Source organism: Acidaminococcus sp. HCP3S3_H5, assembly GCF_052122235.1.
Classification (GTDB): Bacteria; Bacillota; Negativicutes; order Acidaminococcales; family Acidaminococcaceae; genus Acidaminococcus.
Genome location: NZ_JBQKCS010000007.1, coordinates 57,051 through 83,243 on the forward strand (window position 1 = coordinate 57,051; position 26,193 = coordinate 83,243).

The 26,193-nt window shown below is 58.4% G+C and carries 22 protein-coding genes, 4 tRNA genes and 1 other RNA gene; 23 read left to right on the forward strand and 4 right to left on the reverse strand.

Going from position 1 to position 26,193, the window contains the following annotated elements:
- Positions 1–236 precede the first annotated feature (236 nt).
- The gene (locus tag ACTQY5_RS09360) at positions 237–1,673 is read left to right on the forward strand and encodes a glucose-6-phosphate isomerase (RefSeq protein WP_441369121.1); all 1,437 of its coding nucleotides are present in this window, start codon (positions 237–239) and stop codon (positions 1,671–1,673) included.
- A 30-nt stretch (positions 1,674–1,703) separates the two neighbouring features.
- On the opposite strand, the gene ACTQY5_RS09365 is transcribed toward ACTQY5_RS09360, so the two are convergent.
- A complete protein-coding gene (locus tag ACTQY5_RS09365) occupies positions 1,704–2,498 on the reverse strand; it encodes a transglycosylase domain-containing protein (RefSeq protein WP_022487740.1) in 795 nt (264 codons plus the stop codon).
- A gap of 324 nt (positions 2,499–2,822) precedes the next feature.
- Between ACTQY5_RS09365 and argB the strand changes: the two genes are divergently transcribed.
- Genes argB through argH form a run of 5 tightly spaced genes read left to right on the forward strand, consistent with a single transcriptional unit; the run spans position 2,823 to position 8,554 of the window.
- On the forward strand, positions 2,823–3,710 hold the full coding sequence (argB, locus tag ACTQY5_RS09370; RefSeq protein ID WP_022487739.1) for an acetylglutamate kinase: 888 nt from the start codon (positions 2,823–2,825) through the stop codon (positions 3,708–3,710).
- An 18-nt stretch (positions 3,711–3,728) separates the two neighbouring features.
- The gene (locus ACTQY5_RS09375; RefSeq protein WP_441369122.1) at positions 3,729–4,919 is read left to right on the forward strand and encodes an aspartate aminotransferase family protein; all 1,191 of its coding nucleotides are present in this window, start codon (positions 3,729–3,731) and stop codon (positions 4,917–4,919) included.
- 18 nt (positions 4,920–4,937) lie between these two features.
- Positions 4,938–5,879 (forward strand): ornithine carbamoyltransferase, encoded by a 942-nt coding sequence (argF, locus tag ACTQY5_RS09380; RefSeq protein ID WP_022487737.1) that lies wholly within the window; start codon positions 4,938–4,940, stop codon positions 5,877–5,879.
- A gap of 36 nt (positions 5,880–5,915) precedes the next feature.
- Positions 5,916–7,136 carry an argininosuccinate synthase gene (locus tag ACTQY5_RS09385; protein WP_022487736.1) on the forward strand — a complete coding sequence of 407 codons (1,221 nt, stop codon included), beginning with the start codon at positions 5,916–5,918 and terminating at the stop codon, positions 7,134–7,136.
- Positions 7,136–8,554 carry an argininosuccinate lyase gene (argH, locus tag ACTQY5_RS09390; protein WP_288311578.1) on the forward strand — a complete coding sequence of 473 codons (1,419 nt, stop codon included), beginning with the start codon at positions 7,136–7,138 and terminating at the stop codon, positions 8,552–8,554. The genes ACTQY5_RS09385 and argH overlap by 1 nt, the downstream gene beginning before the upstream one ends.
- Before the next feature lie 37 nt (positions 8,555–8,591).
- Here the strand turns inward: argH and ACTQY5_RS09395 are convergent, their stop codons facing one another.
- Positions 8,592–9,848, reverse strand: a complete 1,257-nt coding sequence (locus tag ACTQY5_RS09395; protein ID WP_022487734.1) for a M20 metallopeptidase family protein — start codon at positions 9,846–9,848, stop codon at positions 8,592–8,594.
- Between the two features lie 162 nt (positions 9,849–10,010).
- Here ACTQY5_RS09395 and cdaA point away from each other — a divergent pair, with 162 nt between their 5' ends.
- The 5 genes from cdaA to ACTQY5_RS09420 all read left to right on the forward strand — a co-directional run bounded on the left by cdaA (position 10,011) and on the right by ACTQY5_RS09420 (position 16,202).
- A complete protein-coding gene (gene cdaA, locus ACTQY5_RS09400; protein ID WP_022487733.1) occupies positions 10,011–10,880 on the forward strand; it encodes a diadenylate cyclase CdaA in 870 nt (289 codons plus the stop codon).
- Positions 10,867–11,838 carry a CdaR family protein gene (locus tag ACTQY5_RS09405; RefSeq protein ID WP_154487400.1) on the forward strand — a complete coding sequence of 324 codons (972 nt, stop codon included), beginning with the start codon at positions 10,867–10,869 and terminating at the stop codon, positions 11,836–11,838. The genes cdaA and ACTQY5_RS09405 overlap by 14 nt, the downstream gene beginning before the upstream one ends.
- On the forward strand, positions 11,804–13,438 hold the full coding sequence (locus tag ACTQY5_RS09410) for an NAD(P)/FAD-dependent oxidoreductase (RefSeq protein WP_154487398.1): 1,635 nt from the start codon (positions 11,804–11,806) through the stop codon (positions 13,436–13,438). The genes ACTQY5_RS09405 and ACTQY5_RS09410 overlap by 35 nt, the downstream gene beginning before the upstream one ends.
- A gap of 447 nt (positions 13,439–13,885) precedes the next feature.
- Positions 13,886–14,815: a manganese-dependent inorganic pyrophosphatase gene (locus ACTQY5_RS09415; RefSeq protein WP_308664271.1), complete on the forward strand. Its 930-nt coding sequence runs from the start codon at positions 13,886–13,888 to the stop codon at positions 14,813–14,815.
- 187 nt (positions 14,816–15,002) lie between these two features.
- Positions 15,003–16,202: an NADP-dependent isocitrate dehydrogenase gene (locus tag ACTQY5_RS09420; protein ID WP_441369123.1), complete on the forward strand. Its 1,200-nt coding sequence runs from the start codon at positions 15,003–15,005 to the stop codon at positions 16,200–16,202.
- A gap of 279 nt (positions 16,203–16,481) precedes the next feature.
- Here ACTQY5_RS09420 and ACTQY5_RS09425 read toward each other — a convergent pair whose 3' ends face one another.
- On the reverse strand, positions 16,482–16,712 hold the full coding sequence (locus ACTQY5_RS09425; RefSeq protein ID WP_022487728.1) for a hypothetical protein: 231 nt from the start codon (positions 16,710–16,712) through the stop codon (positions 16,482–16,484).
- 187 nt (positions 16,713–16,899) lie between these two features.
- Between ACTQY5_RS09425 and ACTQY5_RS09430 the strand changes: the two genes are divergently transcribed.
- From ACTQY5_RS09430 to ACTQY5_RS09450, 5 genes are all read left to right on the forward strand, one after another.
- Positions 16,900–17,328: a HutP family protein gene (locus tag ACTQY5_RS09430; protein WP_022487727.1), complete on the forward strand. Its 429-nt coding sequence runs from the start codon at positions 16,900–16,902 to the stop codon at positions 17,326–17,328.
- A gap of 92 nt (positions 17,329–17,420) precedes the next feature.
- A tRNA-His gene (locus tag ACTQY5_RS09435) sits at positions 17,421–17,496 on the forward strand.
- A gap of 18 nt (positions 17,497–17,514) precedes the next feature.
- A tRNA-Gln gene (locus ACTQY5_RS09440) sits at positions 17,515–17,590 on the forward strand.
- A gap of 3 nt (positions 17,591–17,593) precedes the next feature.
- A tRNA-Lys gene (locus ACTQY5_RS09445) sits at positions 17,594–17,669 on the forward strand.
- Positions 17,670–17,686: 17 nt separating this feature from the next.
- Positions 17,687–17,770, forward strand: a tRNA-Leu gene (locus tag ACTQY5_RS09450).
- 288 nt (positions 17,771–18,058) lie between these two features.
- Here ACTQY5_RS09450 and ACTQY5_RS09455 read toward each other — a convergent pair.
- Entirely contained in the window at positions 18,059–18,613 is a 555-nt protein-coding gene (locus ACTQY5_RS09455; RefSeq protein ID WP_308664269.1) for a hypothetical protein, read from the reverse strand.
- A 198-nt stretch (positions 18,614–18,811) separates the two neighbouring features.
- On the opposite strand from ACTQY5_RS09455, the gene ACTQY5_RS09460 reads away from it, so the two are divergent.
- The 7 genes from ACTQY5_RS09460 (at position 18,812) to ftsY (ending at position 26,187) form a co-directional block, all read left to right on the forward strand.
- The gene (locus tag ACTQY5_RS09460; protein ID WP_441369124.1) at positions 18,812–19,459 is read left to right on the forward strand and encodes an HAD family hydrolase; all 648 of its coding nucleotides are present in this window, start codon (positions 18,812–18,814) and stop codon (positions 19,457–19,459) included.
- A 50-nt stretch (positions 19,460–19,509) separates the two neighbouring features.
- Positions 19,510–19,692, forward strand: a non-coding RNA gene (gene ssrS, locus ACTQY5_RS09465) — 6S RNA.
- Between the two features lie 38 nt (positions 19,693–19,730).
- Positions 19,731–20,210, forward strand: a complete 480-nt coding sequence (gene lspA / locus ACTQY5_RS09470; RefSeq protein ID WP_441369125.1) for a signal peptidase II — start codon at positions 19,731–19,733, stop codon at positions 20,208–20,210.
- Positions 20,132–21,124 (forward strand): RluA family pseudouridine synthase, encoded by a 993-nt coding sequence (locus ACTQY5_RS09475; protein ID WP_441369126.1) that lies wholly within the window; start codon positions 20,132–20,134, stop codon positions 21,122–21,124. The genes lspA and ACTQY5_RS09475 overlap by 79 nt, the downstream gene beginning before the upstream one ends.
- Positions 21,125–21,139: 15 nt before the next feature.
- Positions 21,140–21,691 (forward strand): bifunctional pyr operon transcriptional regulator/uracil phosphoribosyltransferase PyrR, encoded by a 552-nt coding sequence (gene pyrR / locus ACTQY5_RS09480; protein ID WP_022487722.1) that lies wholly within the window; start codon positions 21,140–21,142, stop codon positions 21,689–21,691.
- Between the two features lie 12 nt (positions 21,692–21,703).
- Complete coding sequence (smc, locus tag ACTQY5_RS09485) at positions 21,704–25,267, forward strand: chromosome segregation protein SMC (RefSeq protein ID WP_441369127.1); 3,564 nt, start codon at positions 21,704–21,706, stop codon at positions 25,265–25,267.
- Entirely contained in the window at positions 25,264–26,187 is a 924-nt protein-coding gene (gene ftsY, locus ACTQY5_RS09490) for a signal recognition particle-docking protein FtsY (protein WP_441369128.1), read from the forward strand. The genes smc and ftsY overlap by 4 nt, the downstream gene beginning before the upstream one ends.
- Positions 26,188–26,193: the final 6 nt, after the last annotated feature.

The window sequence follows — 26,193 nt, forward strand, 5'->3', positions numbered from 1 at the left end:
CTGTGATTTCTCGTTGGATCTGTGATACCAAAACGACTCACGATGAACGATTTTTCTATTGTCTTGTCATTTGTCTGCTATGGAATAAACCCGGTTCATTTAAATAAACGGAATATTCGGAATCGTTAAAAAATAATCACTTGCTGTACATTTTTTGTTGCACTTCTTTTGCAAAGATGGTATGATATTTTACATAAACTGTCATAACTTTACAGATGAAGGAGCAGTTGATACCCATGCAGCAGACAATTGTTTTACCATCGGGATTTTCTTTTGATGTGACCAACATGCTGGGCGAAGGCCGGATCCAGCCGGCGGAAGTGGAGGCACTGGCTCCCCGGATCCGGCAGGCGGCGGAAGGGGTGGACAAGATCCGGAAGGAAGGACGGGCCAAAAACCATCTTTCCAAGGATGGGACTCCGGAATCGGTACTGTTTCCCCGGCTGCCTTACCCAGGACCGGATTCTCCCAACACCCCGGAACTGCTCCAGGAACTGAAGGAATTCGGGGAACAGGTCCGGGAAAAGCAGGATGCGGTGGTATTCTGCGGCGTTGGCGGCTCCTATCTGGGGGGCAAGGTGCTGGCGGACTGCTGCGCCAGCAGCTATTGGCACCGTCATCTGGACCCTATGCCTGCGGTGTTCTTCGGGGGCAACAATGTGGATCCGGAAGATGCGGACAACATCCGGGACGGGCTGGTGAAACTGGCGGACAAATGCCGGAAGGACCTGGACCGTCCGTTGCGGGTGCTGTTGGTGCCCATTTCCAAATCCGGCACCACTTTGGAACCTACCGCTGCTTTCCTTCATTATTACAGCTTCCTGACAGGTGAGGAAAGCCTGTTCCAGGTGAGCTGTGCCGTGGTTACGGACAAGCGGATGGAAAAGGGGCCCCTGAACCGGCTGGCCCGGAAGTACGGCTGGTCCATGTTCGACGTGCCCAACGGGGTGGGGGGACGGTTCAGCGTCCTGTCCACACCGGGCCTTGTGGTGGGGGCCGTCCTGGGCATGGACCTGGAGGAACTGCTGCGGGGTGCCCGGGAGATGGACCAGGCCTGCCAGGGCAGTGACCTGGACACCAACCCGGCTCTCCTGAATGCGGTGCTGAAGTACCTGGGGGCTAAAAACCACGGGGCAGTGATGGAAGTGATCATGCCCTACAGCCTGCGGCTGAAGGCGCTGGGAGAATGGTATGTGCAGCTGTTGGCGGAATCCCTGGGGAAACGGAAGGACCGGGACGGGAACACGGTGTTCTACGGACGGACGCCGGTGGTGGCCATCGGCACCACGGATATGCATTCCCAGACCCAGCTCCACCAGGACGGGCGCCGGGACAAGGCGGTCCAGTTCCTGTTTGTGGACAGCGAGAAAGGGCGGGTCCATATCCGGAATCCCTTCCCGGAAATCACGGAATATGACAAGTATGAGGGGCTGGATATGGGACAGGCCCTGGAAGTGGCCATGGAATCCAACGAAGAGGCTCTGGCCAGTGACCAGCGGCTGAACGCCCTGTACCGGCTGCCGGATGTAAATGAATACATGCTGGGCCATTTGTTCTACTTCCTGATGCTGAGCATCGCTTACGAAGGGGAACTGGCCAATGTGGATGCCTACGATCAGCCGGGTGTGGAAATCTACAAGCGGCTGATGGGGGAAAAGTTGAAGAAAAGATAAACAAGGGGTGCCGCCCAGCGGCACCCCTTTTCATTTCCCTATTCCCAAAGGTTCGTTCAATGCGTCTTCCAGCTGCTCCGGGGTGATCATGTCCTGTTCTGCCATCCGGTTCAGCACCAGGTTCCGGCGCTTTTTGCTGCCCTGCCAGTTGGCGTAGGGGTTCAGGGCGGTGGGGGCATAGGGGAGACCGGCCAGGGTGGCGGCCTGGGGCAGGCTCAGGTCTTTGGGCTTTTTGCCGAAGTATACCTGGGAAGCCTGCTTCACCCCGGTGGCACCGGACCCCAGGAAGGTGGTGTTCAGGTACATTTCCAGGATTTCTTCCTTGCTGCACCGGGCTTCCACCAACAGGGCCAGGGCCGCTTCCGCCGCTTTCCGCTTCACCGACTGGTCGGAAGTGAGCAGCAGGTTCTTCACCAGCTGCTGGGTGATGGTGCTGGCTCCTTCCACCACTTCGTCGTTCTGGATGTTCACCAGGGTGGCCCGGATGATCCCGTCAGGATCCACCCCGTGGTGGGAGTAGAACCGTTTGTCTTCCACCGCCACCTGGGCCTTGGGCAGCCAGGGGGACATCTGCTTCAGAGGGACCCAGTCTTCCCGGGGGATCCGGCTGTGGGCGATTTCCCGTATGTGCCACCCTTCCCACACCAGCTGGAGGGAACTAGGAAGTTCTTCCGGGGGCCGGGGGGTGCCGGCGGGGAAGGTCCGGGTCTCCTGGGAGGCAGGACGGGCCGGCCCGCCCACTTTTTCATGGATGGTGTCCGGCCGGGTCATGTGCCAGCACAGGGCCCCCGCCAGGATCACCAGGATGCACAACAGTTTCCGCATACGCATGTTCCCCCTTTTTACTCCTTCCATTGTAATGGATATGGCGGGAAAAATCCAATGGAATCGGGTTCACAAAATTGTACGGTCTTTTTGGAAAAAAGGTGGCTGTAAGACTCTCTTTCGTACTATAATGAAGACACATATCAGGACATGGCCTGCTCTGGAAAAAGTTGTGAAAAAGAGTTGCAAATTTATACATTAAAGCGTATAATAATGCAACATAAGGCAGGGATGGAAGGCGTGTCCTGATAAAGCGTATTCTATATGGTTCCGGATTCCGGACAAAAATCCCAAATACCTGAATTTGGATTAGGAGGAAATGCAATGCAGATCAAGAATAACGAAATGAACATATTAGTTGAAGCACTGCCATATTTAAGCGCTTTCAAGGGCAAAACAGTGGTCGTGAAATATGGCGGCAATGCCATGCTCAACGATGATCTGAAGAATAAAGTCCTGGAGGACATCGTCTTTCTCCGCTTCGCCGGCATGCGTCCGGTGGTGGTCCACGGCGGCGGTCCGGAAATCACTGCCATGCTCAAGGCCGCCGGGAAGAAATCTGAATTCGTCAGCGGCCTCCGGGTCACCGACAAGGAAACGGTGGAAATCGCCGAACTGGCCCTGGTGGGGAAGACCAACACGGATCTGGTCCGCCGGCTGAACGTCCTGGGGGGCAAGGCCGTAGGCCTCAACGGCAAGGACGCCAAACTCATCGAAGCCCGGAAGCATCTGGCGGATGTGTATGAAAACGGCCAAGTGAACCTGGTGGACATCGGTTATGTGGGCACGGTGGAAAAGGTGAACACGGACCTGATCAACCTGCTGCTGGCCAACGACTACATCCCGGTGATCGCTCCCACAGGCATCGGCCCTGACGGGGAAACCTACAACATCAACGCGGACAGCGTGGCCGGGGAAGTGGCCGGTGCCCTGAAAGCGGAAAAACTGCTGATGCTCACCGACGTAAAGGGCATCTACGAGGACCACAAGGACGAAAGCACCTTCCTGTCCACCCTGACCTTCGAAAAGGCTCAGGAACTGATCGTGAAGGGCAGCATCGACGGGGGTATGATCCCCAAGGTGAAGGCCTGCATCTCCGCCCTCAGCGGCGGGGCGGTGAAGACCCACATCATCGACGGGCGCCAGGAACACTCCATTCTCCAGGAAATCTTCTCCGACGAGGGTGTGGGTACGGAAGTCGTAAGAGACTGAAGGAGGAAAAGCGATACAATGGATACCAAAGAAATCATGGAAACCACTGATAAATATTATCTCCCGGTGTTCGGCCGGAGCCCCATTGCGCTGGACCACGGGGAAGGGGTTTACCTGTATGATACGGACGGGAATAAATACACGGATTTCCTGGCCGGGATCGCGGTGAATGCCCTGGGCTACGCTTATCCTCCTCTGGTGAAGGCGGTCAGTGAACAGGCAGCCAAGATCATGCACGGGTCCAACCTGTTCTATTATGAAATCCAGGCCAAAGCCGCCAAGCAGCTGTGCGAAGTCACCGGGTTCGACCGGGTGTTCTTCTGCAACAGCGGGGCGGAAGCCAACGAAGGGGCCATTAAACTGGCCCGGAAATACGGGAACAGCAAGGACCCGAAAAAGTTCAAGATCGTCACTGCCAAGGATTCCTTCCACGGCCGGACCATGGAGACCCTTACCGCCACCGGTCAGGATCATTACCATGAAGGGCTGAATCCTCTGCCGGAAGGGTTCATCTACGTGCCCTTCGGGGATACGGAAGCCCTGGAAAAGGTCATGGATGACCAGGTGTGCGGGGTGCTCCTGGAACCGATCCAGGGCGAAGGGGGCGTCCATGTGCCTCCTGCCGGCTATCTGGAAAAGGTGAAGGAACTGTGCGAAAAGCACGATGCCCTGCTGATCTTCGATGAGATCCAGACCGGGGTGTGCCGGACCGGGTACTGGTTCGCCTGGATGCACAGCGGGGTGAAACCGGACATCATGACCCTGGCCAAAGCCATCGGCGGCGGCTTCCCCATGGGGGCTTTCGTGGTCCAGGAAAGACTGGCCCATGTGTTCGCACCCGGGGACCACGGTTCCACCTTTGGGGGCAACGCCCTGTCCTGCGCGTCCTGCTATGCAGCCATCAAGGCCATGAAGGACCTGGAACTGGACAAAAAGGCGGCGGAAGCCGGGGCCTATTTCAAGAAGGGCCTGGAAGGACTGAAAGCCAAGTATCCGGATAAGGTAAAAGACGTCCGGGGCCTGGGACTGATCCTGGGGCTGGAACTGGCCAAACCGGGTGCCAGCCTGGTACAGGGAGCCCTGAAGAAAGGGTTCATCATCAACTGCACCGCCGGGAACGTGCTGCGGTTCGTGCCGCCGCTGATCATCGGTGAAAAAGATATCGACGCACTGCTGAAGGGACTGGATGAGCTTCTGGCAGAATTCTGATAAAAAAGAAGGTATACTATGGCTTTGAGAAACAAGGATTTGATTTCCATCCATGATCTGTCGGTGGGGGAAGTGGCCACCATCCTGGATGTGAGCAGAAAACTGAAGAAAAAACAGAAGCTGGGAGAACCCCATGAATACCTGAAGGGGAAAACCCTGGCCATGATCTTTTCCAAGGCGTCCACCCGGACCCGGGTCTCTTTTGAAACCGGGTTCCATCAACTGGGGGGCCATCCCATCTACATGAGCGAAGCCACTTCCCAGATCGGCCGGGGGGAACCGGTAAAGGACACCGCCCGGGTGCTGTCCCGGTTCGTGGACGGGATCATGATCCGCACCTTCTCCCATGAAGCGGTGAAGGAACTGGCGGACTACGCCACGGTGCCGGTGATCAACGGGCTCACGGATCTGCTCCATCCCTGCCAGGCCCTGACGGACATGTTCACCATCCTGGAATACAAGGATGTGCTGAAGGGACGGAAGCTGGTGTATGTGGGAGACGGGAACAACATGGCTCATTCCCTTATGTTCGCCTGCGCCAAGGTGGGCATGAACATGGTCTGCGCCAGCCCCAAAGGCTACCAGCCGGATCCTCACATCGTGGCCCAGGCCAAGATGGATGCGGCCATTACCGGATGCACCATCACCGTCCAGGAAGACATGGAAGACGCGGCCAAGGGAGCGGATGTGCTCTATACGGATGTGTGGGCCAGCATGGGGGAAGAAGCCCAGCGGGAAGAACGGAAAAAGGCCCTCCACGACTACCAGATCAACCAGCATCTGCTGGACCTGGCCCGTCCGGACGCCATGGTGCTCCACTGCCTGCCCGCCCACCGGGGGGAGGAAATCACCGACGATGTAATCGAAGGACCTCACTCTGCAGTGTTCGACGAGGCGGAAAACCGACTCCATGTGCAGAAAGCCATTATGGCCTTGCTGATGAGCGACGCGGTGCTGTAAAATAAAAAGATAGAACGAATAAAGGAGAGACGTACAATGGATAAAAAAGACATCAAAAAAGTAGTCCTGGCCTATTCCGGCGGTCTGGATACTTCCTGCATCATTCCCTGGCTGAAGGAAAACTACAACAACTGTGAAGTGATCACGGTGACTGCAGACATCGGGCAGGGGGAAGAAGTGGCTCCCGTCCATGACAAAGCCATTAAATCCGGTGCCAGCAAGGCCTATATCCTGGACCTGCGGGATGAATTCCTGAGAGAATACGCCTGGCCCATGGTGAAGTCCGGTGCCGTCTATGAAAAGAAATACCTGCTGGGCACCTCCATTGCACGGCCCATCATCGCCAAATATCTGGTGGACATCGCCCTGAAGGAAGGGGCGGACGCCATTGCCCACGGGGCTACCGGCAAGGGCAACGACCAGGTCCGGTTCGAACTGGGCATCAAGGCCCTGGCTCCCCAGCTGAAAGTCATCGCTCCCTGGAGAGAATGGCAGATCAAATCCCGGGATGACGCCATCGATTACGCTGCCGCCCACAATATCCCGGTCCCTGTGACCAAGAAAAAAGACTACAGCATGGACCGGAACATCTGGCACCTGTCCCACGAAGGCAGCGACCTGGAAGATCCCTCCAACGAACCCAAATCTGAAATCTACATCATGAGCCAGACTCCGGAAGCCGCTCCGGACAAGGACGAATACCTGACCCTGGACTTTGAACAGGGGGTTCCTGTGGCCGTCAATGGCAAGAAGATGGAACCGGTGGAAATGATGGAAACCCTGAATGAAATCGGCAAACGGAACGGCATCGGCATTGCCGACATGGTGGAAAACCGGCTGGTGGGCATGAAGGACCGTGGGGTTTACGAAACTCCTGGCGGCACCATCATCTACTACGCCCACAACGAACTGGAAAACCTGTGTCTGGACCGGGCCACCTACAACTACAAGGAACAGATCGGCATCCGGTATGCGGAACTGGTTTACGACGGCATGTGGTTCTCTCCTCTGCGGGAAGCCCTCCAGGCCTTTGTGGATGAAACCCAGAAGACCGTCACCGGTACCGTGAAGATGAAGCTGTACAAAGGCAACATCATCTCCGCCGGCACCACCAGCCCCTATTCCCTGTACAGCAAGGAATACGTCACCTTCGGGGAAGACGAAGTGTACAACCAGGCTGATGCCCAGGGCTTCATCAACCTGTTCGGGCTGCCTCTTACGGTAAGAGCCCTCATGAAACAGGGGAAACTGAAATAATGAGCAAGACGAAACTGTGGGGAGGCCGGTTCAGCAAGGACACCAACGCCCTGGTGGATGCCTTCAACGCCTCCATCGATTACGACAAACGGCTGTATCATGAGGACATCCGGGGGAGCATTGCCCATGCCCACATGCTGGCCAAGGTGGGGATCATCAGCCAGGAAGACGCCGCAGCCATCGAAAAAGGGCTGAAGGAGATACTGGAAGAGATCCAGGCCGGGAAATTCAACTTCAGCACGGAGCTGGAAGACATCCACATGAACATCGAGGCGGCCCTGACGGACAAGATCGGGGACGCCGGGGCCCGGCTCCATACGGCCCGGAGCCGGAACGACCAGGTGGCCCTGGACATGCACATGTACATGAAACGGGAAGTCACCGAGATCATGGAGCTTTTGATCGCCTTTGAGGAAGCCCTGCTGACCATGGCGGAAAAGCACCTGAAGACCCTGATGCCCGGGTATACCCATCTCCAGCGGGCTCAGCCCATTACCTTTGCCCATCACATGCTGGCCTACTTCAACATGCTCCGCCGGGATTTCCGCCGGCTCCAGGGAGTGTGGGACGGGGCGGACATCATGCCCCTGGGGGCCGGTGCCGTGGCCGGGACCACTCTGCCCATCGACCGGTTCCAGGTGGCGGAGGAGCTCCATTTCTCCCAGGTGTACGGGAACAGCATGGATGCGGTCAGCGACCGGGATTATGTGCTGGAATTCCTCAGCTTTGCGTCCCTTCTCATGATGCATCTGTCCCGGCTCAGCGAGGAAATGTGCCTGTGGTCTTCCACGGAATTCGGGTTCATCGAGCTGGATGACGCTTTTGCCACTGGTTCTTCCATGATGCCTCAGAAGAAGAATCCGGACATCTCTGAACTGGTCCGGGGGAAGACCGGCCGGGTGTACGGCCACTTGACCGCCCTTCTGACCACCCTCAAGGGGCTGCCCCTGGCTTACAACAAGGACCTCCAGGAAGACAAGGAAGGGTTCTTCGATGCCATCGACACGGTGAAGTTCTCCCTCCAGGTGTACCGGGACATGATCCTCACCACCAAGGTCAACGAGGAAAAGATGGCGGAAGCGGTCCACAAGGACTATTCCAACGCCACGGACCTGGCGGACTACCTGGTGCGGAAGGGGATGCCCTTCCGGAAGGCCCATGCCGTTGTGGGGAAGGCCGTGGCCAAGGCCATTGCCGAACACAAGCTGCTGGGTCAGCTGACACTGGAAGAATACAAGGAAATGTGTCCTCTCTTCGAGGCGGACCTTTTGGAATGCCTGAAACCGGAAAACTGCGTGGCAGCCCGGACCAGCTACGGCGGCCCTGCTCCCCAGAACAACGCCGAACAGGTGAAAATGGGAAAAGAAGCGGTGGAAGAGCAGAAGAAAGTGCTGGAAGAATTGAAAGAACGGATATAAGAAAAAAGGGGTGCTGCACATTGCGTGCAGCACCCCTTTATACGTTCCGTTTTGCCAGGCGCTCTACGGGTTCCGGGTTGGGGGTGAACTGGGGGTCGAAGTCTGTGTTCAAAAAGGCCAGGGCGTAGGCCACTCCCATGGCGGCACCAGTGGTGAGACCGGTTTCATCCATGTCGAATTCCGGGGTGTGGTGGTTGGCCCCGCAGCCTTTTTCCGGGTTGGCGATGCCGGTGAAGGCCAGGACTCCCGGATATTCCTGGAGGAACAGGGCGAAGGATTCCGAGGCCATCCAGGGCTGGGGATCCTGAAGGGCATCCGGTCCCAGGGCGTCCGCCACCGCCTTCCGGCCCAACTGGGCGCAGGCCGTATTGTTCCGGGCTTCGAACAGGGCTTCGGGCATGTGCAGGATTTCCCCTTCACAGCCGTAAATATCAGCGTTGGCGGCCAGGGCCTTCTTCAGGAAGTCCTCAAAGGGCTTCCCGGCCTTCTGGTAGTTGAAGAACCGGGCGGTGCCTCCGAAGGTCAGGTCTTCCGGGATCACATTGTACTTTTCTCCGCTGTGGACGAACCCCAGGGAGAAGGTGAGGCATTCAAAGGGATCCACCTTCCGCTGGCGGAATTCGTTCAGCTGCTGGTACAGGGCGGCAAAGCAGTCCATAGGATTGTTGGCCAGGTCCGGCCGGGCTCCGTGGCCGAAGGTCCCCTTCAGCCGGATCACAAAGGAACAGCCGCCTCCCATGACCGCCCCGGGGGTGATGGACACTTTCCCTGCCGGCAGGTCCCACCGCACATGGGTGGCGTAGCAGCCGTCGATGGTGAGGCCGGATTCCTTCACAATATAGGGCAGCAGGTTCTGGATGTCTCCGCTTTCTTCTTCTCCCCGTTCAAAGCACAGCACCACTTTCCCGGCAAAGGCTTCCTTGTGGGAAACCAGGATCCGGGCGGCGGTAAGCAGCATGGCCATGTGGCCGTCGTGGCCGCAGGCATGGGACACCCCGGGCACCTGGGAAAGGCAGACTTTGGGACCTTTCAGATTTTCCGGACTTTCGGCAATGGGGAGAGCGTCGGTGTCCGCCCGCATGAGCAGGGTCTTTCCGGGCTTTCCGCTGTCGATGATCCCCAGAAGCCCTCCGTCAGGGACGTTGATGGTGGGAATCCCCAGGTCCTTCAGGTAGGCTTCCAAAAAAGCGATGGTGTTCACTTCCCGGCAGCTGAGCTCCGGGTTTTCATGGAAATGGCGGCGGAGGCGGAGGGTTTCAGGAAATTCCGCCTGGGCCAGGGCAAGGATATTCATAAGCAGATTCCTTTCTACAGCAGATTGTGAAAATGGGATTTTCCTTCAGTATACCACGGATGATTGTCATTTTTTCGTCTTCAGCGTATAATTATAATATTGTATTGAAGTGGATTTCTGTACCCATGAAGATAGAGAAATTGGCGGTAAGGAGGATGAAGTATGGGAGGACATGTAATTGGCCTGATCCACACCGTGACCATGCTGGATGTAATCGACATCCTGGTGGTGGCGTTTTTTCTCAATAAACTGTACCAGATGCTGAAGAACACCCGGGCGGCGTCCCTGGTGAAAGGGCTGTTGATGCTGCTGGCGATCATGCTGATCAGCAAGTGGCTGAATCTGTATGTGATCAACTGGATCCTGGAAAAATTCATGACCGTGGTGATGATCGCCCTGCCGGTGGTGTTCCAGCCGGAACTCCGCCGGGCCCTGGAGCAGATCGGCCGGGGGAAACTGTTCCGCCGGAGCACGGTGCTCAACGAAATGCAGGTGGAGAACATGCTGGAAGCGGTGGCCACCACTGCCGACGACCTGAGCCGGAACAAGATCGGGGCACTCATGGTGTTCGAGCGGGAAACCGGGCTGGATGACTACATCGAAACCGGGATCCCCATTGACGGGCTGATCAGTACGGCCCTGTTCGAGAACATCTTCATCCCCAACACCCCCCTCCACGACGGGGCGGTGATCATCCGGGGAGACCGGATCGCAGCGGCCAGCTGCCTTTTGCCTTTGACGGAAGCCCGGAACCTGAGCCAGGAACTGGGGACCCGGCACCGGGCGGCCATCGGCCTTTCCGAACAGACCGATGCCCTGATCCTGGTGGTCAGCGAAGAAACCGGGACCATTTCCCTGGCCCGGGGGGGCGCCCTCCAGCGGTACCTGACCCACCGGGATGTGAAGGACCTGCTGCGGCCGGTGATGAAGACTCCTATGCTGAACTGGAAGGATACCATCCTGGCCAAACTGGGGAAGAAACATGCCCCGTCCGACGACCAGAAAGGAGGCAGCGGCCATGGTGAAAAATAACCAGACCCCCAACCGGAATTCCTGGCTGGTGCGGATCATGTCCGTGGTCTGTGCCTGCATCCTGTGGGTGTATGTGATGAACGAACAGAACCCCATCACCACCAAGACCTTCCAGGTTCCTTTGACGGCCCAGAACTTGGCGGAAGACATGGTGGTGAAGGACCTGCCGGAAACGGTGAATGTGAAGGTCAGCGGCACCCGGTCCCAGATCGCCGTACTCCGGGAAGGGGACGTCAAGGCCTTCATCGACTTTACCGACGCCCCCAAGGGACGGAACACCTACAACGTCCAGGCCACTACCCGGATGGGGGAAGTGGCGGAAGTGACCCCCAGCCTGCTCCAGCTGGAAACGGACTCCCTGGCGGAAAAGACCATGACCCTGGAACCCCGGATCGTAGGGGTTCCCAACAGCGGGGTCACCGTAAGCCAGATGGATCTGTCTCCCACCCAGGTGATTATCAAAGGGGCCAGTGCCCGGATCTCCCAGGTGGACAAGGTACTGGTGATGGTGGATATCAGCCATCACGACCGGAACTTCTCCACAGATGCCACAGCGGTGGCAGTGGACCGGACCGGACGGGAAATGTATGACGTGAAGGTGGTGCCCGGGAAGATCAAGACCACCGTGACCATTGTGCGCCAGCTGGGGACCAACGACTTCCCGGTGAAGGCCAACATGTCCGGACAGCTGCCGGAAGGGGTCACCTTAAAGAGCGTGAAGATCACTCCGGACAGTGTGCGGCTTACGGCGGAACCCAAGGTGCTGGGAGGCATCCGGGAAATCCTTACCGCCCCCATTGTCCTCAACAATGTGACCAGTGATGTGGAACTGAAGATGCCTCTCCAGATCCCGGATCAGGTGCTGGCGGACCAGCACAGCGTCATTGTGGAAATTACCTTGCAGAAAGGAACGGAAAAGCAGGATGGCAGCAAAGCCGACGGAAATCAGAATCAATAACCTGCGGGTGGGGCTGGACAGCCGCCATTCCCTGGTGCAGATCGTAGGGAAGAAATACCATTTGCCGGAAAAAGCCCTCCGGCAGGTGGAAGTGGTCCGGAAGGCCGTGGATGCCCGGCGGAAAAGCAATATCTGCCTGGTATACCATGTGAAGGCCACAGTGGATGTGCCCACAGGGGTGCTCCAGAAGCTCCTCCGGGATCCCCAGGTGACCCTGTGGGAAGAAAAACCGGAACCTCCGGCGGTGTTCGGCACCGAAAAGCTCCAGGGCCGTCCGGTGGTGATCGGCCTGGGGCCGGCAGGCCTTGTGGCAACCCTGGAACTGGCCCGGCACGGGTACGCTCCTTTGGTGGTGGAACGGGGCAGGGACCTGTCCCACCGGGTGAAGGACGTGGAACAGTTCTGGAAGACCGGGAAACTGGACCCGGTGAGCAATGTGCAGTTCGGCGCCGGAGGCGCCGGCACCTTTTCTGACGGGAAGCTGACCACCCGGGTCAACGACCCCATTATGGGCCACCTGCTCCGGACTTTTGTGGAAGCCGGGGCGCCCAAAGAGATCCTGACGGAACAGAAGCCCCACGTGGGCACGGACAAGCTGCGGCTTATGGTCACCGGGCTTATCAGCCGGATCAAAAAGGCCGGGGGCCAGATTCGGTATGAGACCCAGGTGACGGACTTCCGGGTGGATCCGGAACAGGGCCTTACGGCGGTGGAACTGAACGGGAAAGAATGGGTGGACACCAACGGGGTGATCCTGGCCTGCGGCCACAGTGCCCGTGACACCTATGAAACCCTGCTGAAACGGTCCGTGCATCTGGAGGCCAAGGCCTTTGCAGTGGGGGTGCGGATCGAGCACGAACAGGCTCTCATCAACCGGGCCCAGTACGGGAAGTTTGCCAATCATCCCCAGCTGGGGGCGGCGGATTATGCTCTGATCTTCCATGACAAGGAAACGGGCCGGGCGGTGTATTCCTTCTGCATGTGCCCGGGGGGCCAGGTGGTGGCCTCTGCTTCGGAACAGGGGGGACTGGTGGTAAACGGCATGAGCCCCTTCAAACGGGATACGGGACTGGCCAACAGCGCCCTGGTGGTCAGCGTGGACCCGGGGGATTTCCCGGCCGGTCCTTTGGGAGGCATGGAATTCCAGCGGAAGTACGAACACCTGGCCTGGAAGGTGAGCCGGGATTACCGGGCCCCGGCCCAGACCAGCCGGAGCTTCCTGGAACGGACTGCTCCGGACCTGAAGGTGAAGTTCCGTCCCAGCTACCGGCCGGGCCTTGTGCCGGCGGACCTGCGGAAGATTTTGCCGGACTTTGTGACGGAATCCCTGGAACATGGGCTGCGGGATTTTGAACGGAAGCTGCCCGGGTTCAGCACCCAGGGGCTGATGATCGGGGTGGAGACCCGGACTTCGGCTCCGGTGCGGATCCTCCGGGGAGAGGACGGCCAGTCGGTGAACTGCCGGGGGCTGTACCCCACCGGAGAAGGGGCCGGCTACGCCGGCGGCATCATGAGCGCCGCCATGGACGGGTACCATCAGGCCAGAAGGCTGATGGGGAGGTTTGGGGTACCCGTCGGGAGTCAGAAGGCTGAAGGTTGAAACCATTGGAAGGAACCAGGCTTCCGGGTTCCTGTGAAGGGAAACGCAGCTGGCGCTGCTAACCCACCACCAGCCTGACGGCTGGTCCCCCGCCCTTGTAAAGGGCGGATATCCGCTGGGGCCTCGACAGTTATACAGTCCGCTCCCATGTGTATGGTGGATAGCCGCTGGGGGCTCGGGCTCATTGCCTAGGCGGCACCAGAGCATGGCCTGTGTGCCACTATCCGCCCTTTTCAAGGGCGTAAGCAGGGAGCATCCGCTTTAGCGGATAGCGAGGTCGCTTATGCCGCAGCTGGGGACCGTTGCGCCTGCGCAATGGTGGTGGGTTAGCAGCCCTTGGGCTGCGTTTTCGTTCAATGCCAAAAGCCCATGGGGTTTGGCTTCCATGGGCTTTCAAAACTGTGCTATAATAAATTGATTGACAGTAATATACAAGGAGATGCTTTTATGGAAAACATCATCATCACCGGGCACAAGAACCCGGATACGGACTCCATCTGCTCTGCCCTGAGCTACACCTGGATCAAGACCCAGCTGGGGGAAAAGGTCACCGCCTGCCGGGCCGGGAAGGTGAACCCGGAAACCCAGTTTGTGCTGGACCACTGGAAAGTGGCGGCTCCGGAACTGGTGGAAAAGGTGGACGAAGGCCAGAAGATCATCCTGGTGGACCACAATGAAATGAGCCAGGCTGTGGACGGGCTGGACAAGGCCAACCTGCTGGAAATCATCGACCATCACCGTCTGGGGGGCATTGTCACCGCCAATCCCCTGTTCGTCCGGATGCAGCCGGTAGGGTGCACTGCCACCATCCTGTACAATGTGGCTGTGGAAAACGGTCTGACCCTGCCCAAGGAAATCGCCGGGCTGCTGTTCTCCGCCATCAGCTCTGACACCCTGTACTTCAAGTCTCCCACCACCACGGAAAAGGACAAGGAAGCTGCCGGTGCCCTGGCCAAGATCGCGAAAATCGCTGATCCCCAGGCCTATGCCCTGGAAATGCTCCAGGCCGGTTCCGCCATCAACTCCATGAGTGCGGAAGAAATCTGCCATGGGGACATGAAGGAATTCGACTTCCCTCAGGGGAAAGTCACTGTGGCCCAGGTGAACGTGATGAACGGGGAAGCTGCCAAAGCCAAATGGCCGGAACTCCAGAAAGCCCTCCAGGCCATGGTGGACGGAGGAGAAGCGGACACCACCCTGCTGATGGTCACCGACATTATGGATGAAGTCACCGAGCTGCTGTGGGCCGGCAAGAACAAGGACATCCTGGACAAGGCCTTCGGGAAGGCTGAAGCCGACGGCCATTACCACCTGCCCAAGGTACTGTCCCGGAAGAAACAGATCGTACCGCCTCTGACCGACGCGTTTAAGGGGTAAAGAGCGTGAAGGTGCTGCACAAAAAGCGTGCAGCACCTTTTTTGTCAATGGTCAATACCACCTACCACCTACCCATCAATATATCCTATACCGTACCCCGTTTTTTCGTATTTTTCCCTTTATCCCATCTGTGGTATGATACATACAGTACATAGTGCTGTCTTTGTTTGGGAAAGGAGAATATGATATGGCGGATAAAATCAAGATGACCACCCCTCTGGTGGAAATGGACGGGGATGAAATGACCCGGATCCTTTGGAAGATGATCAAGGATATCCTGATCCTTCCTTATGTGGACCTGAAAACGGAATATTACGACCTGGGCATGAAGCACCGGGATGATACAGATGACCAGGTGACCATCGATTCAGCCCTGGCAACGAAAAAGTACGGGGTGGCGGTGAAATGCGCCACCATTACGGCCAACGCAGCCCGGGTAAAGGAATATGGCTTGAAAAAGATGTGGGCCAGCCCCAACGGCACCATCCGGGCCATTTTGGACGGGACGGTGTTCCGGAAGCCCATTATGGTGAAGGGCATCCGGCCTCTGATCCCTACCTGGGAAAAGCCCATTACCATTGCCCGGCACGCCTACGGGGACATTTACAAGAACACGGAAATCCGGGTGGAGGGCCCGGCCAAGGCGGAACTGGTGGTTACCGGAGCGGACGGGAAGGTGACCCGCCGGACCATTATGGACTTCCAGGATGCCGGGATCGTCCAGGGAGTCTACAATACGGACAAGTCCATCAGCAATTTTGCCCGGTCCTGCTTCAACTATGCCCTGGAACAGAAGGAAGACCTGTGGTTTGCCACCAAAGACACGGTGTCCAAGATCTATGACCACCGGTTCAAGGATATTTTCCAGGATATCTACGACCGGGAATACAAGGAAAAGTTCGAAGCCGCCGGCATCGAATATTTCTACACCCTCATCGACGACGTGGTGGCCCGGGTGGTCCGGTCCAAAGGGGGCATGATCTGGGCCTGCAAGAACTACGACGGGGACGTGATGAGCGACATGATGGCCACCGCCTTCGGGAGCCTGGCCATGATGACTTCCGTGCTGGTGTCCCCGGACGGCTGCTATGAATACGAAGCGGCCCACGGCACGGTACAGCGCCACTATTACCGGTACCTGAAAGGGGAAAAGACCTCCACCAACCCGGTGGCCACCCTGTTTGCCTGGACCGGGGCCCTGCGGAAACGGGGCCAGATGGACCAGCTGCCGGACCTGGTGGATTTTGCCGACCGGCTGGAAAAAGCCACCATCCAGACCCTTGAAGAAGGGATCATGACCGGGGATCTGGTAGCTGTATCCACCCTGCCGGATAAAAAGAAGGTCAACAGCGAAGAATTCCTGGAAGCCATCCGGGAGAGGATGTAAGGAAGGGGGTGTTGCACGTTATGTGCAACACCCCCTAGCTGTAGAGCCGCATAGCGGCTCAAGTCTGGAGTCTGAAGTCTGGAGCCGAATGTTAAATTTGCATGCAAATTTTTGAATATGTAGAACCTTAGGTCGAAATGATTTCTCAGCTTGATTTCAATTCTGGTTTTACAGAATCAAAAGGATCCGTCCAGCTAGACGGATCCTCTCCTGAGGCTTCCGACTTCGGACTCCTGACTTCAGACTAAAGGGGCTGTTGCGCATGCAACGGCCCCTTTTTCAATAGGCCCTTTTCCCGTACACCGGGTGTTCTGTGGGCTTCAGGGTCAGGCGCTTGGCTAGTTCCACGGCCTCTTCCAGGTGCAGGTCGGTTTTGTTCCCGTGCTCTTCGAAGATGCACATGGGGTTGTCGGCGCCGATTTCGCTGCCGGGCATATACAGGTACTGGTCGTTGTCCCGGTCGCCCAGGATGATGCCGGCACGGAGTTCTTCGGACATAATGACGGACATGATGATGTCCTCCTTTCAGGATAATCAAGGGAAGCGGGAAGGGGGGACCGGGCGGTGCATAAAGGCGGGCCGCCCGGCGTGGGGCCCCTACGGGTGTCGTTTCTCATTCTAACAGCCCTGCCATTCCCTGACAAGGGATTCTTTGGTATAATGGTGGGGTAGATTTGCAGGAAAGGGATGTGAGAGTATGAACAGACCTATTGCCAGTATCGATGTGGGACGGGCGGCTTTGCGGATGGCGCTGACGGCCACCCGGGAAGAAGAGGACCGGCTGAAGGAGCGGCTCCGGGAACAGGGGTTCCGGGCGGCGGCTGTAGATTTTGGAGGAGAGTTCCTGCCTTCCATCAAGAAAATCGTGGAACGGGCGGTGGTGGCCTCGGAACGGCAGAACATCGTCACCGACACCCATGTGGGAGCAGGCACGGTGGCCGGGGCAGCCCATGAAGCCCTGGAACAGATGATGGACAAGGCCATCGGCTTCAATGTAGGGGGCAAGATCGGAGTGGCCCGGTACGGGGAGCACCTTTGTGTGGCGGTGTACATGAGTGTGGGGGTCCTGAACCTGAATGAACTGGGCGTGGGGCTGGCTCACCGGAGCCTGGCAGGCATCGATTGAAAAAAGCCTGGGAAAGTGAAAAAAAGTTGTTGACATTTTTCGCTTTCCTATGCTAGAATAAGTGAGTCGTCGGATGGCGGCAAGGTAATATGGTGGATATGGTGAAGCGGTTAACACACCGGATTGTGGCTCCGGCACGCGTGGGTTCGATCCCCACTATCCACCCCACCTTTTTTTTTACCTTTTTGGGGCATAGCCAAGTCGGTAAGGCACGGGACTTTGACTCCCGCATGCGTTGGTTCGAGTCCAGCTGCCCCAGCCAAGTGATTCACTAGCTCAGTTGGTAGAGCACCTGACTTTTAATCAGGGTGTCCCGGGTTCGAGTCCCGGGTGGATCACCATTTTTTTATACCCAAATGCGGCTGTGGCGGAATTGGCAGACGCGCCAGATTTAGGATCTGGTGTCCAAGACGTGCAGGTTCAAGCCCTGTCAGCCGCACCAATATACTTAAAAAAGGGGCTGTTGCATGAGCAACAGCCCCTAGCTGTAGAGCCGCGTAGCGGCTCAAGTCTGGAGTCTGAAGTCTGGAGCCGAATGTTAAATTTGCAGGCAAATTTTTGAATGTGTAGAACCTTTAGACGAAATGATCGCTCAGATTGATTTCGATTCTGGTTTTACATAATCAAAAGGATCCGTCCAGCCAGGCGGATCCTATCCAGAGGCTTCTGACTCCCGACTCCAGACTTCCGACTAAAAAGGGCTGTTGCGTTGGCAACAGCCTTTCTTTTTTTATTCCAGCGATTCAAAATAGGAGAATCTCCATCCCTTCAGGGTCTTTACATAGGGGAAAATGGTCTTTCTGGTTTCCACTATGTTGGTTTTGCCGTGGGCCGGGTCTTCCATCATGGGAGTGGATACTTCCAGGTTGATCCGGGTGGGGGATTCCCGCACGATGTTGATGGTGGAGGTCCCTTTCCGCAGGTCCCGGGCTTTGGCACTGGGAGCCACGTACAGTTTTCCGTCGAATTCCCGGTACATCCGGCTGTCGCTGATGATGAAACCGGCCAGGGCTTCAGTGAAGCATTGGTTGACCTTGGCCTTTAGGGCCATCATGTTGGGGTAGTTCTTGTCAGCCACTGTGTAGTAGATCATGTACCCGGTGTCTTTTTCCCCTTTGCCGTCAGTTTTCAGGGGATGATGTTCGAACCATTCATAGACGGTGTTGGCTTCCTGGAAGGCCTGGATCACTTCCTGATCCGTAGGGGCTTCCGGGGAGGCAAAAGCGGTGAAGATTCCGCTGACCACCAGGATGGCAGTGAGGAACAAAGAACGCAGTATTTTCATGGAATGCACTCTCCTTCTGTTTGGTCCTTTTATTGTATCATAGTTTGGCAGGATGTGGTATCATCTTCCCTGTGGGGGACAATCGGTCAACGGTCAGCGGCGGTCGGAAGCCGGCGAGGCTGGCTTTGAACAACGACGGACGATGAGCGATGAACGATCCACGATAAACGATGAACGAAACCAAGGAGTGTGCGTAACGTGAAATATCAGGCGGTGGTGTTTGATCTGGACGGGACCCTGCTGGATACCCTGACGGATTTGTGGAACAGCGTGAACGAGGCCTGCCGGGAATACGGCTGTGCCCCCAGGACCAGGCTCCAGGTGCGCCGGGCCCTGGGAAACGGCCTGGAGAACCTGCTGCGGAAATCCCTGCCCCAGGAGGACGAGAACAAATTCCAGCGGGTGTTCCAGGATTTCCGGGCCTATTACCTGAAGCACTGCAATGAGGCCACCCGGCCCTATGATGGGATCCCGGAACTGCTGAAAGACCTCCAGGCCCTGGGGGTGAAGCTGGCCATTGTGTCCAACAAGGCCCATCCGGCGGTGCTGTCTCTCCGGGACCGGTATTTCCCGGAAACCATGAAAGTGGCCATGGGAGAAAGCCAGGGAGTCCGCCGGAAGCCGGCTCCGGATACGGTGGTCCGGGCCCTGGAGGAACTGGGGATCCCCAAAGACCAGGCGGTGTATGTGGGGGATTCAGAAGTGGACAAAATGACGGCGGACAATGTGGGGATGGACTGCTTCCTGGTGACCTGGGGGTTCCGGGACCGGGACGAACTGGCGGCCCTCCGGCCCACTGCCCTCATCGACCGACCGGAACAAATCCTGGAGAAAATAAAGGGATAGGGAAAACACTGGACAATATAGGGTTCAGGCGGTATAATACAGATAAAAGAGCAACCCTCCGATGTGCGAGTCGAATTCCATATGTTTTGAGCCAACACTCTCTATAAGGGAGCCCGTGAACTCCGGCCGTTGATGATATGCCCTTTCGAGGGGACATCAGATATGACAGGGAGGGCACCCACCTGCTTAGGCAGGTTCAAAACTCGGAATTGGTACGGCATTGTAGGGCTCTTTCTTTTTTTATACCAAAATAAAGGAGCCGTGAACGCGGATGCTCATCCAGATTTTCCTGGTGGTCCTGCTGGACCGGATCACCAAATTTTTCATTACCCATACCATGACCGTCGGCATGAGCTTCCCGGTGATTCCCGGGGTGGTGAGCTGCACCTATGTGCTGAACCCGGGGGCGGCTTTCGGCCTGCTGGAATACCAGCGGGTTTTCTTTGTGGTGATCACCCTTCTGGCGGCAGGCGCCGTCTTCTATTTCCGGGACCACATCCACCGGGAGGGACCCAAGGCCCGGCTGGGGACGGGACTGTTCCTGGGAGGCGCCCTGGGGAACCTGATCGACCGGATCGCCACCGGGTATGTGATCGATTTTGTGGACTTTCATTTCTGGCCGGTGTTCAACGTGGCCGATATCTTTATCTGTGTGGGAGTGGGGCTGATCGTATGGAGTATGCTGGAGAACGAAACCGGGAAAACCCGGCAACTGGAACCCAAGGACAAACCGGGGACGGGAGCCGTCTGATCGTAACAGAACCGGCGGGGCCGGAAGAAAAGGGCCTCCGAACCGACGTGTTCCTGGCCGCCCGGCTGGACTGCACCCGGTCCGCCGTCCAGCATGACATCCAGGAAGGCCGGGTGACCCGGCAGGGGAAACCGGCCAAGGCCAATACCAAAGTGAAAGAAGGGGATGTGTTCCAGGTGCTGGTGCCCCCGCCGGTGGATCTGGCGGCCAAACCGGAGAACATCCCCCTGGACATCCTCTATGAAGATGAGGATGTGATCGTGGTGAACAAGCCCCGGGGGATGGTGGTCCACCCGGCGGCGGGGAACCCGGACGGGACGCTGGTGAACGCCCTGCTGTACCACTGCAGGGACCTTTCCGGGATCAACGGGGTGATCCGGCCGGGGATCGTCCACCGGCTGGACAAGGACACCAGCGGGGTGATGATCTGCGCCAAGAACGATTTGGCCCACCAGTCCCTGGCGGAGCAGATCCAGAAAAAGGAAGCCAAACGGACCTACCTGGCCATTGTCCGGGGGAACGTGAAAGAGGACCATGGGCACATCGAGACCCAGCTGGACCGGGATCCCCGGGACCGGAAGAAGATGGCGGTGGTGCCTGCAGGGGGCCGCTGGGCGGCTACTGATTATGAGGTGCTGGAGCGGTACGGAAAATTCACCGTGGTCCGCTGCCGGCTCCTGACCGGCCGGACCCATCAGATCCGGGTCCACATGACCTATATCGGCCACCCTCTGGTGGGGGATCCCAAATACGCCCCCCAGAAGACCTGCTTTTCCATCAGCGGACAGGCCCTCCATTCGGAGCAGCTGACCTTCCGCCATCCCCGGACCGGAGAGTGGATGACCTTCACTGCCCCGGTGCCGGCTGATATGCAGACCATCCTGACCCGTCTCCGGAACGGGCAGTTCCATTGACAAGGAGGAAGTAACATGAGCGTTTCTGTGAAGAAAAAAACCATTATGGATGCCGATGCCATGCGCCGGGCCCTGGTCCGGATCTCCCACGAGATTGTGGAACGGAACAAAGGGGTGGACAATGTGGCCCTGGTGGGGATCCGCACCCGGGGAGTGCCTCTGGCCAACCGGCTGGGGCAGGAAATCGAAGCCATCGAGGGCGTGAAGCTGCCGGTGGGCTCCCTGGACATCACCCTGTACCGGGACGATCTGTCCACCCTGGGGTACAACCCGGTGATCAGTGAAACGGACATCGATTTCGACCTGAACGGAAAGACGGTGATCCTGGTGGACGATGTGCTGTTCACCGGCCGGACCATCCGCAGCGCCCTGGACGCCCTGATCGACATGGGCCGGCCCAAGGCCATCCAGCTGGCGGTGATGGTGGACCGGGGCCACAAGGAACTGCCCATCCGGGCGGACTATGTGGGGAAGAACGTGCCCACCAGCAACAGTGAGACCGTGGATGTGTCCCTGACGGAAATCGACGGCAGCGACGAAGTGGCCCTGTCCGACATCCAGGGATAAGAAGGGACTGCCGTGCGTTTAAAAAGTTTCTCAGCCCATGGGTTCAAATCCTTTGCAGACAAAGTAAATATCGAATTCGAGCCGGGGATCACCGCCATTGTGGGCCCCAACGGCAGCGGCAAAAGCAATATCTCCGACGCCATCCGGTGGGTCATGGGGGAACAGAGCGTAAAGTACCTCCGGGGCACCAAAATGGAGGACGTGATCTTCGCCGGCAGCAGCGGCCGCCGTCCCATGGGCATGGCGGAAGTGGACCTGGTGTTCGACAACACGGACCACACCCTGCCGGTGGATTTCGACGAGGTGAGCCTCCAGCGCCGGGTGTTCCGGAGCGGGGACAGCGAATATTCCATCAACGGGAAGAACTGCCGGCTGAAGGACGTGGTGTCCCTTCTGGCGGATACCGGGCTGGGACGGGGGTCCCTGTCCATCATCGGTCAGAACAAGATCGACGAGATCCTCAACAGCCGTCCGGAAGACCGGCGGGCCATTTTCGAGGAAGCGGCGGGAATCGCCAAGTACCGGATCCGGAAGAAGGAAGCCCTCCGGAAACTGGACGACACGGCGGCCAACCTGCTGCGGATCCACGATATCCAGAGCGAGATCGAAAACCAGCTGGTGCCCCTGGAAGCAGCAGCGGAAAAAGCCCGGCAGTATGAAGCCATCAGCGCCCGGCTCCGGCAGGTGAAGGTGACCCGGCTGCTGGGCCAGCTGGCTTCTCTGGAAAAAGAAAAGGCCCGGCTCACGGAAAAACTCACCCTGCTGGAAACCCATCTGAAGGAACTGGCGGAACTGTCCGGGGCCCTGGGCAAACAGCAGGAAGCCCTGGAACAGCGGCTCCAGGAACGGGAAAACGCCTACAGCGCCTACCAGGAACAGATCCTGGCCCGGGAAAAGGAAGCCGCCGGGTACCGGAGCCAGAAGGCGGTCCAGGAGGAACGGATCCAGCAGAGCCGGAACCGGATGGACCAATTGGCCAAAAACCGGTCCGCCCTGGAAGAGGAACTGGCCCGGAACCAGGAGAACCTGGACCTGGTGACGGAGGAATACGACCGGCTGGAAGAAACCCAGTACCGGGCCAAAAAGCGCCTGGAAAGCGCCGCCGCTGAAAAGGAGACCCTGACGGAAACCGTCCGCCAGGGGGAAGAAAAACTGAAGGCCTGGCAGGAACAGGCCTTTGACAGCATGCGGACCCTGGTGATGACCCGGAACAAACTGGCAGGGGTCCGCCAGGAACAGGACCGGATCCACCGGCAGCAGGAAAGCCTGAAGGAAAAGGTCCGGGAGGCGGAAGAGGCTCTCCAGGAAGTGACCGCCGCCCTCCAGGGGGAAAAGGACAGCCTGGAAACCCTGGAAGACCGGAAACAGCAGCTGGAAGAAACCGCCCGGCAGCTGAACGGGGCCCTGGAACAGAGCATCCGGGCCTACCGGGAACAGGAAGGGGCCCTGGAACAGAACCGGCGGACCCTGAACCAGAAAAAGGCACGGCTCCAGGTGCTGGCCGCCATGGAGCGGGAGCATGAAGGGTTCAGCAAAGGGGTCCGGACGGTGCTGGAGGCCCGGGCACCCTTCCGGGAAAGAATCTGCGGTGTGGTGGCGGAGCTGTTCACTGTGGAGGATGCCTATGTGACGGCCCTGGAAACCGCCCTGGGAGGTGCCCTCCAGAACATCATCACCCAGGATGCCCCCACGGCCCAGGCAGCCATTGCCCATCTGAAAAAGGTCCAGGGGGGACGGGCCACCTTCCTGCCTCTGGATACCCTCCGGCCCCGGGCCCTGGGCGCCCGGGAAAAAGCGGCCCTGGGATGTCCGGGGATCATCGGCATCGCCGGGGATCTGGTCCGGTGCGATCCTGCCCTCCAGCCGGCGGTCCGGTTCCTGCTGGGACAGGTGCTGGTGGCGGACAATCTGGACCATGCCCTGGCAGCGGCCCGGAAGGCGGATATGCGGGTGCGGATCGTGACCCTGGAAGGGGACGTGGTCTACGCCGGAGGCTCCCTCAGCGGGGGCCAGAAACAGCAGGGGAAAAGCTTCCTGTCCCGGAAGCAGGAGATCCGCCGTCTTACGGAAGAAACAGTCCAGCTGGAAACCGCCGGGAAGGAGTTCCAACAGGCTCTGGACGGCCTGGCGGACAAGGGACGCCGGGTAAAGGAGAAGCGCCAGGAGGCCCTGGATGCCCTCCAGAAAATCGCAGTGGAAAAGGCCGGGGCGTCCGCCCGGGTCCAGCAGGAAGAAACCCAGAAAAAACGCCAGCAGGAGAACCTGGAACTGCTCCTGGCGGAAAAACGCCAGGGGGCGGAGGCTTTTCTGGAACTCCAGCAGCAGGTGAAGGAACTGGCACCCCAGGTGGAACAACTGGAAAATGCCGATGTGGAAGGGAAAAAAGCGGCCCAGGCCCTCAGCGACGGGCTGGTGGAACAGCGGACGAAACTGGAAGGGGCCGCCCGCCGGCACCAGGATGCCCTGATTGCCGTAAATGCCGGGGAAAGCCAGCTCCAGGCCCTGAACGACCGGATCCAGTCCATGGACCGGATGGGCCAGAAAACCCAGGAAGAGATCACCCGGGGAGAAGAGGAATCCCGGCAGCTGGAACAGACCATCGGCAGCTGTGAAAAGGCCCTGGATAAACTGGGCGGGCAGATTTCCGCCCTGGAACAGGAACTGGCCGGCAGCGACGGGGCCCGGCAGAAATTCCTGGAAGAACGGGAAGCCCTGCTGCAGAAACGCCAGGAGCTGACCCAGCAGGGGGTGATCTTCCAGGGCCAGGAGGCCAGCCTCCGCCAGAAGATCCACAACAGCGAAATGGACCAGGTAAAGAAGGCGGCAGAAGGGGAACACTGCCGGCAGCAGCTCCAGGAAGCCTACGGGCTCACGGAGGAAACCGCCCGGCAGGAAGCCCTTCCCTATGACCTGCCCGAAGGGGAACTGAAGGAACGGGAAGCCCGGGCGGCCCGGGAACTGGCGGACCTGGGACCGGTGAACCAGGCGGCCCAGGAGGAATACCGGGCGGCCAAAGACCGGTACGACTTTTTGAAGAAGCAGTATGAGGACATGGTCCAGGCCCGGGACCGGCTGGAAACGGTGATCAGCGGCATCAACAGCGACATGACCCGCCGGTTCCGGGAGGCCTTCGCCAAGATCAACGGGTATTTCGCCGACTGTTACGAGAAGCTGTTCGGCGGGGGACGGGCCCGGCTGCGGATCCTGGATGAGAAGAATCTCCTGGAATCGGGCATCGACATCGAGGCCCAGCCACCAGGAAAAAAGATGCGGAACCTGTCCCTGTTTTCCGGGGGAGAACGGGCGCTCACCGTGATCGCCCTGCTCTTTGCCCTGTTGACCTACCAGCCGGCGCCGTTTGTAATTTTGGACGAAATCGACGCCCCTCTGGATGAAACCAACATCGACCGTTTTGCCCAATTCCTGAAAGCATACGGACAGAAGACCCAGTTCATCGTGATCACCCACCGGAAGGGGACCATGGAAGCCGCGGACGTGCTCCACGGTGTCACCATGGAAGAATCCGGGGTGTCCCGGGTGCTGTCTGTGAAATTATCGGAGGTAGCCGAATCATGAGTTTTATGGAACAACTGAAAGACGGGCTCAGCAAGACCCGGAAAAACTTCACCGAACGGATGGAGGACCTGGTGGGGGCCAGTGTGGACCTGGACGAGGACTTCATGGATGAGATGGAGATGATCCTGGTGGCCGGGGACGTGGGGATCAAGACCACGGGAAAGATCATGGCCGCCCTTCGGAAGGCCGCTGCCACCCGGCAGATCAAATCCCCGGCAGAGGCCCTGCCCTTCCTGAAAAACTACATTGCGGACCTGCTGAAGACCAACGGGCCCCGGATGCGGTTCAAAGGCCATCCCTCCATTGTGCTGGTGGTGGGGGTGAACGGGGTGGGGAAGACCACCACCATCGGCAAGCTCAGCAACTATTACCGGCTGATGGGCTACAAGGTGATGATGTGCGCTGCGGACACCTTCCGGGCCGGGGCTACGGAACAGCTCCAGATCTGGGGGAAGAAGGCCCAGGTGGACGTGATCGCCCACGGGGACGGTGCGGACCCGGCGGCAGTGGTGTACGACGGGGTCCAGGCAGCCATTGCCCGGAAGGCGGATGTGCTGTTCGTGGATACCGCCGGACGGCTCCACAACAAAACCAATCTCATGAAGGAACTGGACAAGATCTACCGGGTGATTCGGAAAGAGATCCCCGACGGGCCTCATGAGACCCTGCTGGTGCTGGACGCCACCACCGGCCAGAACGCCATCAGCCAGGCCAAGATCTTCCTGGAAACCGCCCATGTGACCGGGGTGGTGCTCACCAAGCTGGACGGCACCGCCAAAGGGGGCGTGGTGATCGCCATCAAGGAAGAACTGGGGCTGGATGTAAAGTGGATCGGCGTGGGAGAAGGGATGATGGATTTCCGCCCCTTCGATCCCCAGCAGTTTGTGGAAGCCTTGTTTGAGACAAAAAAAGAGGACTGACGAAAG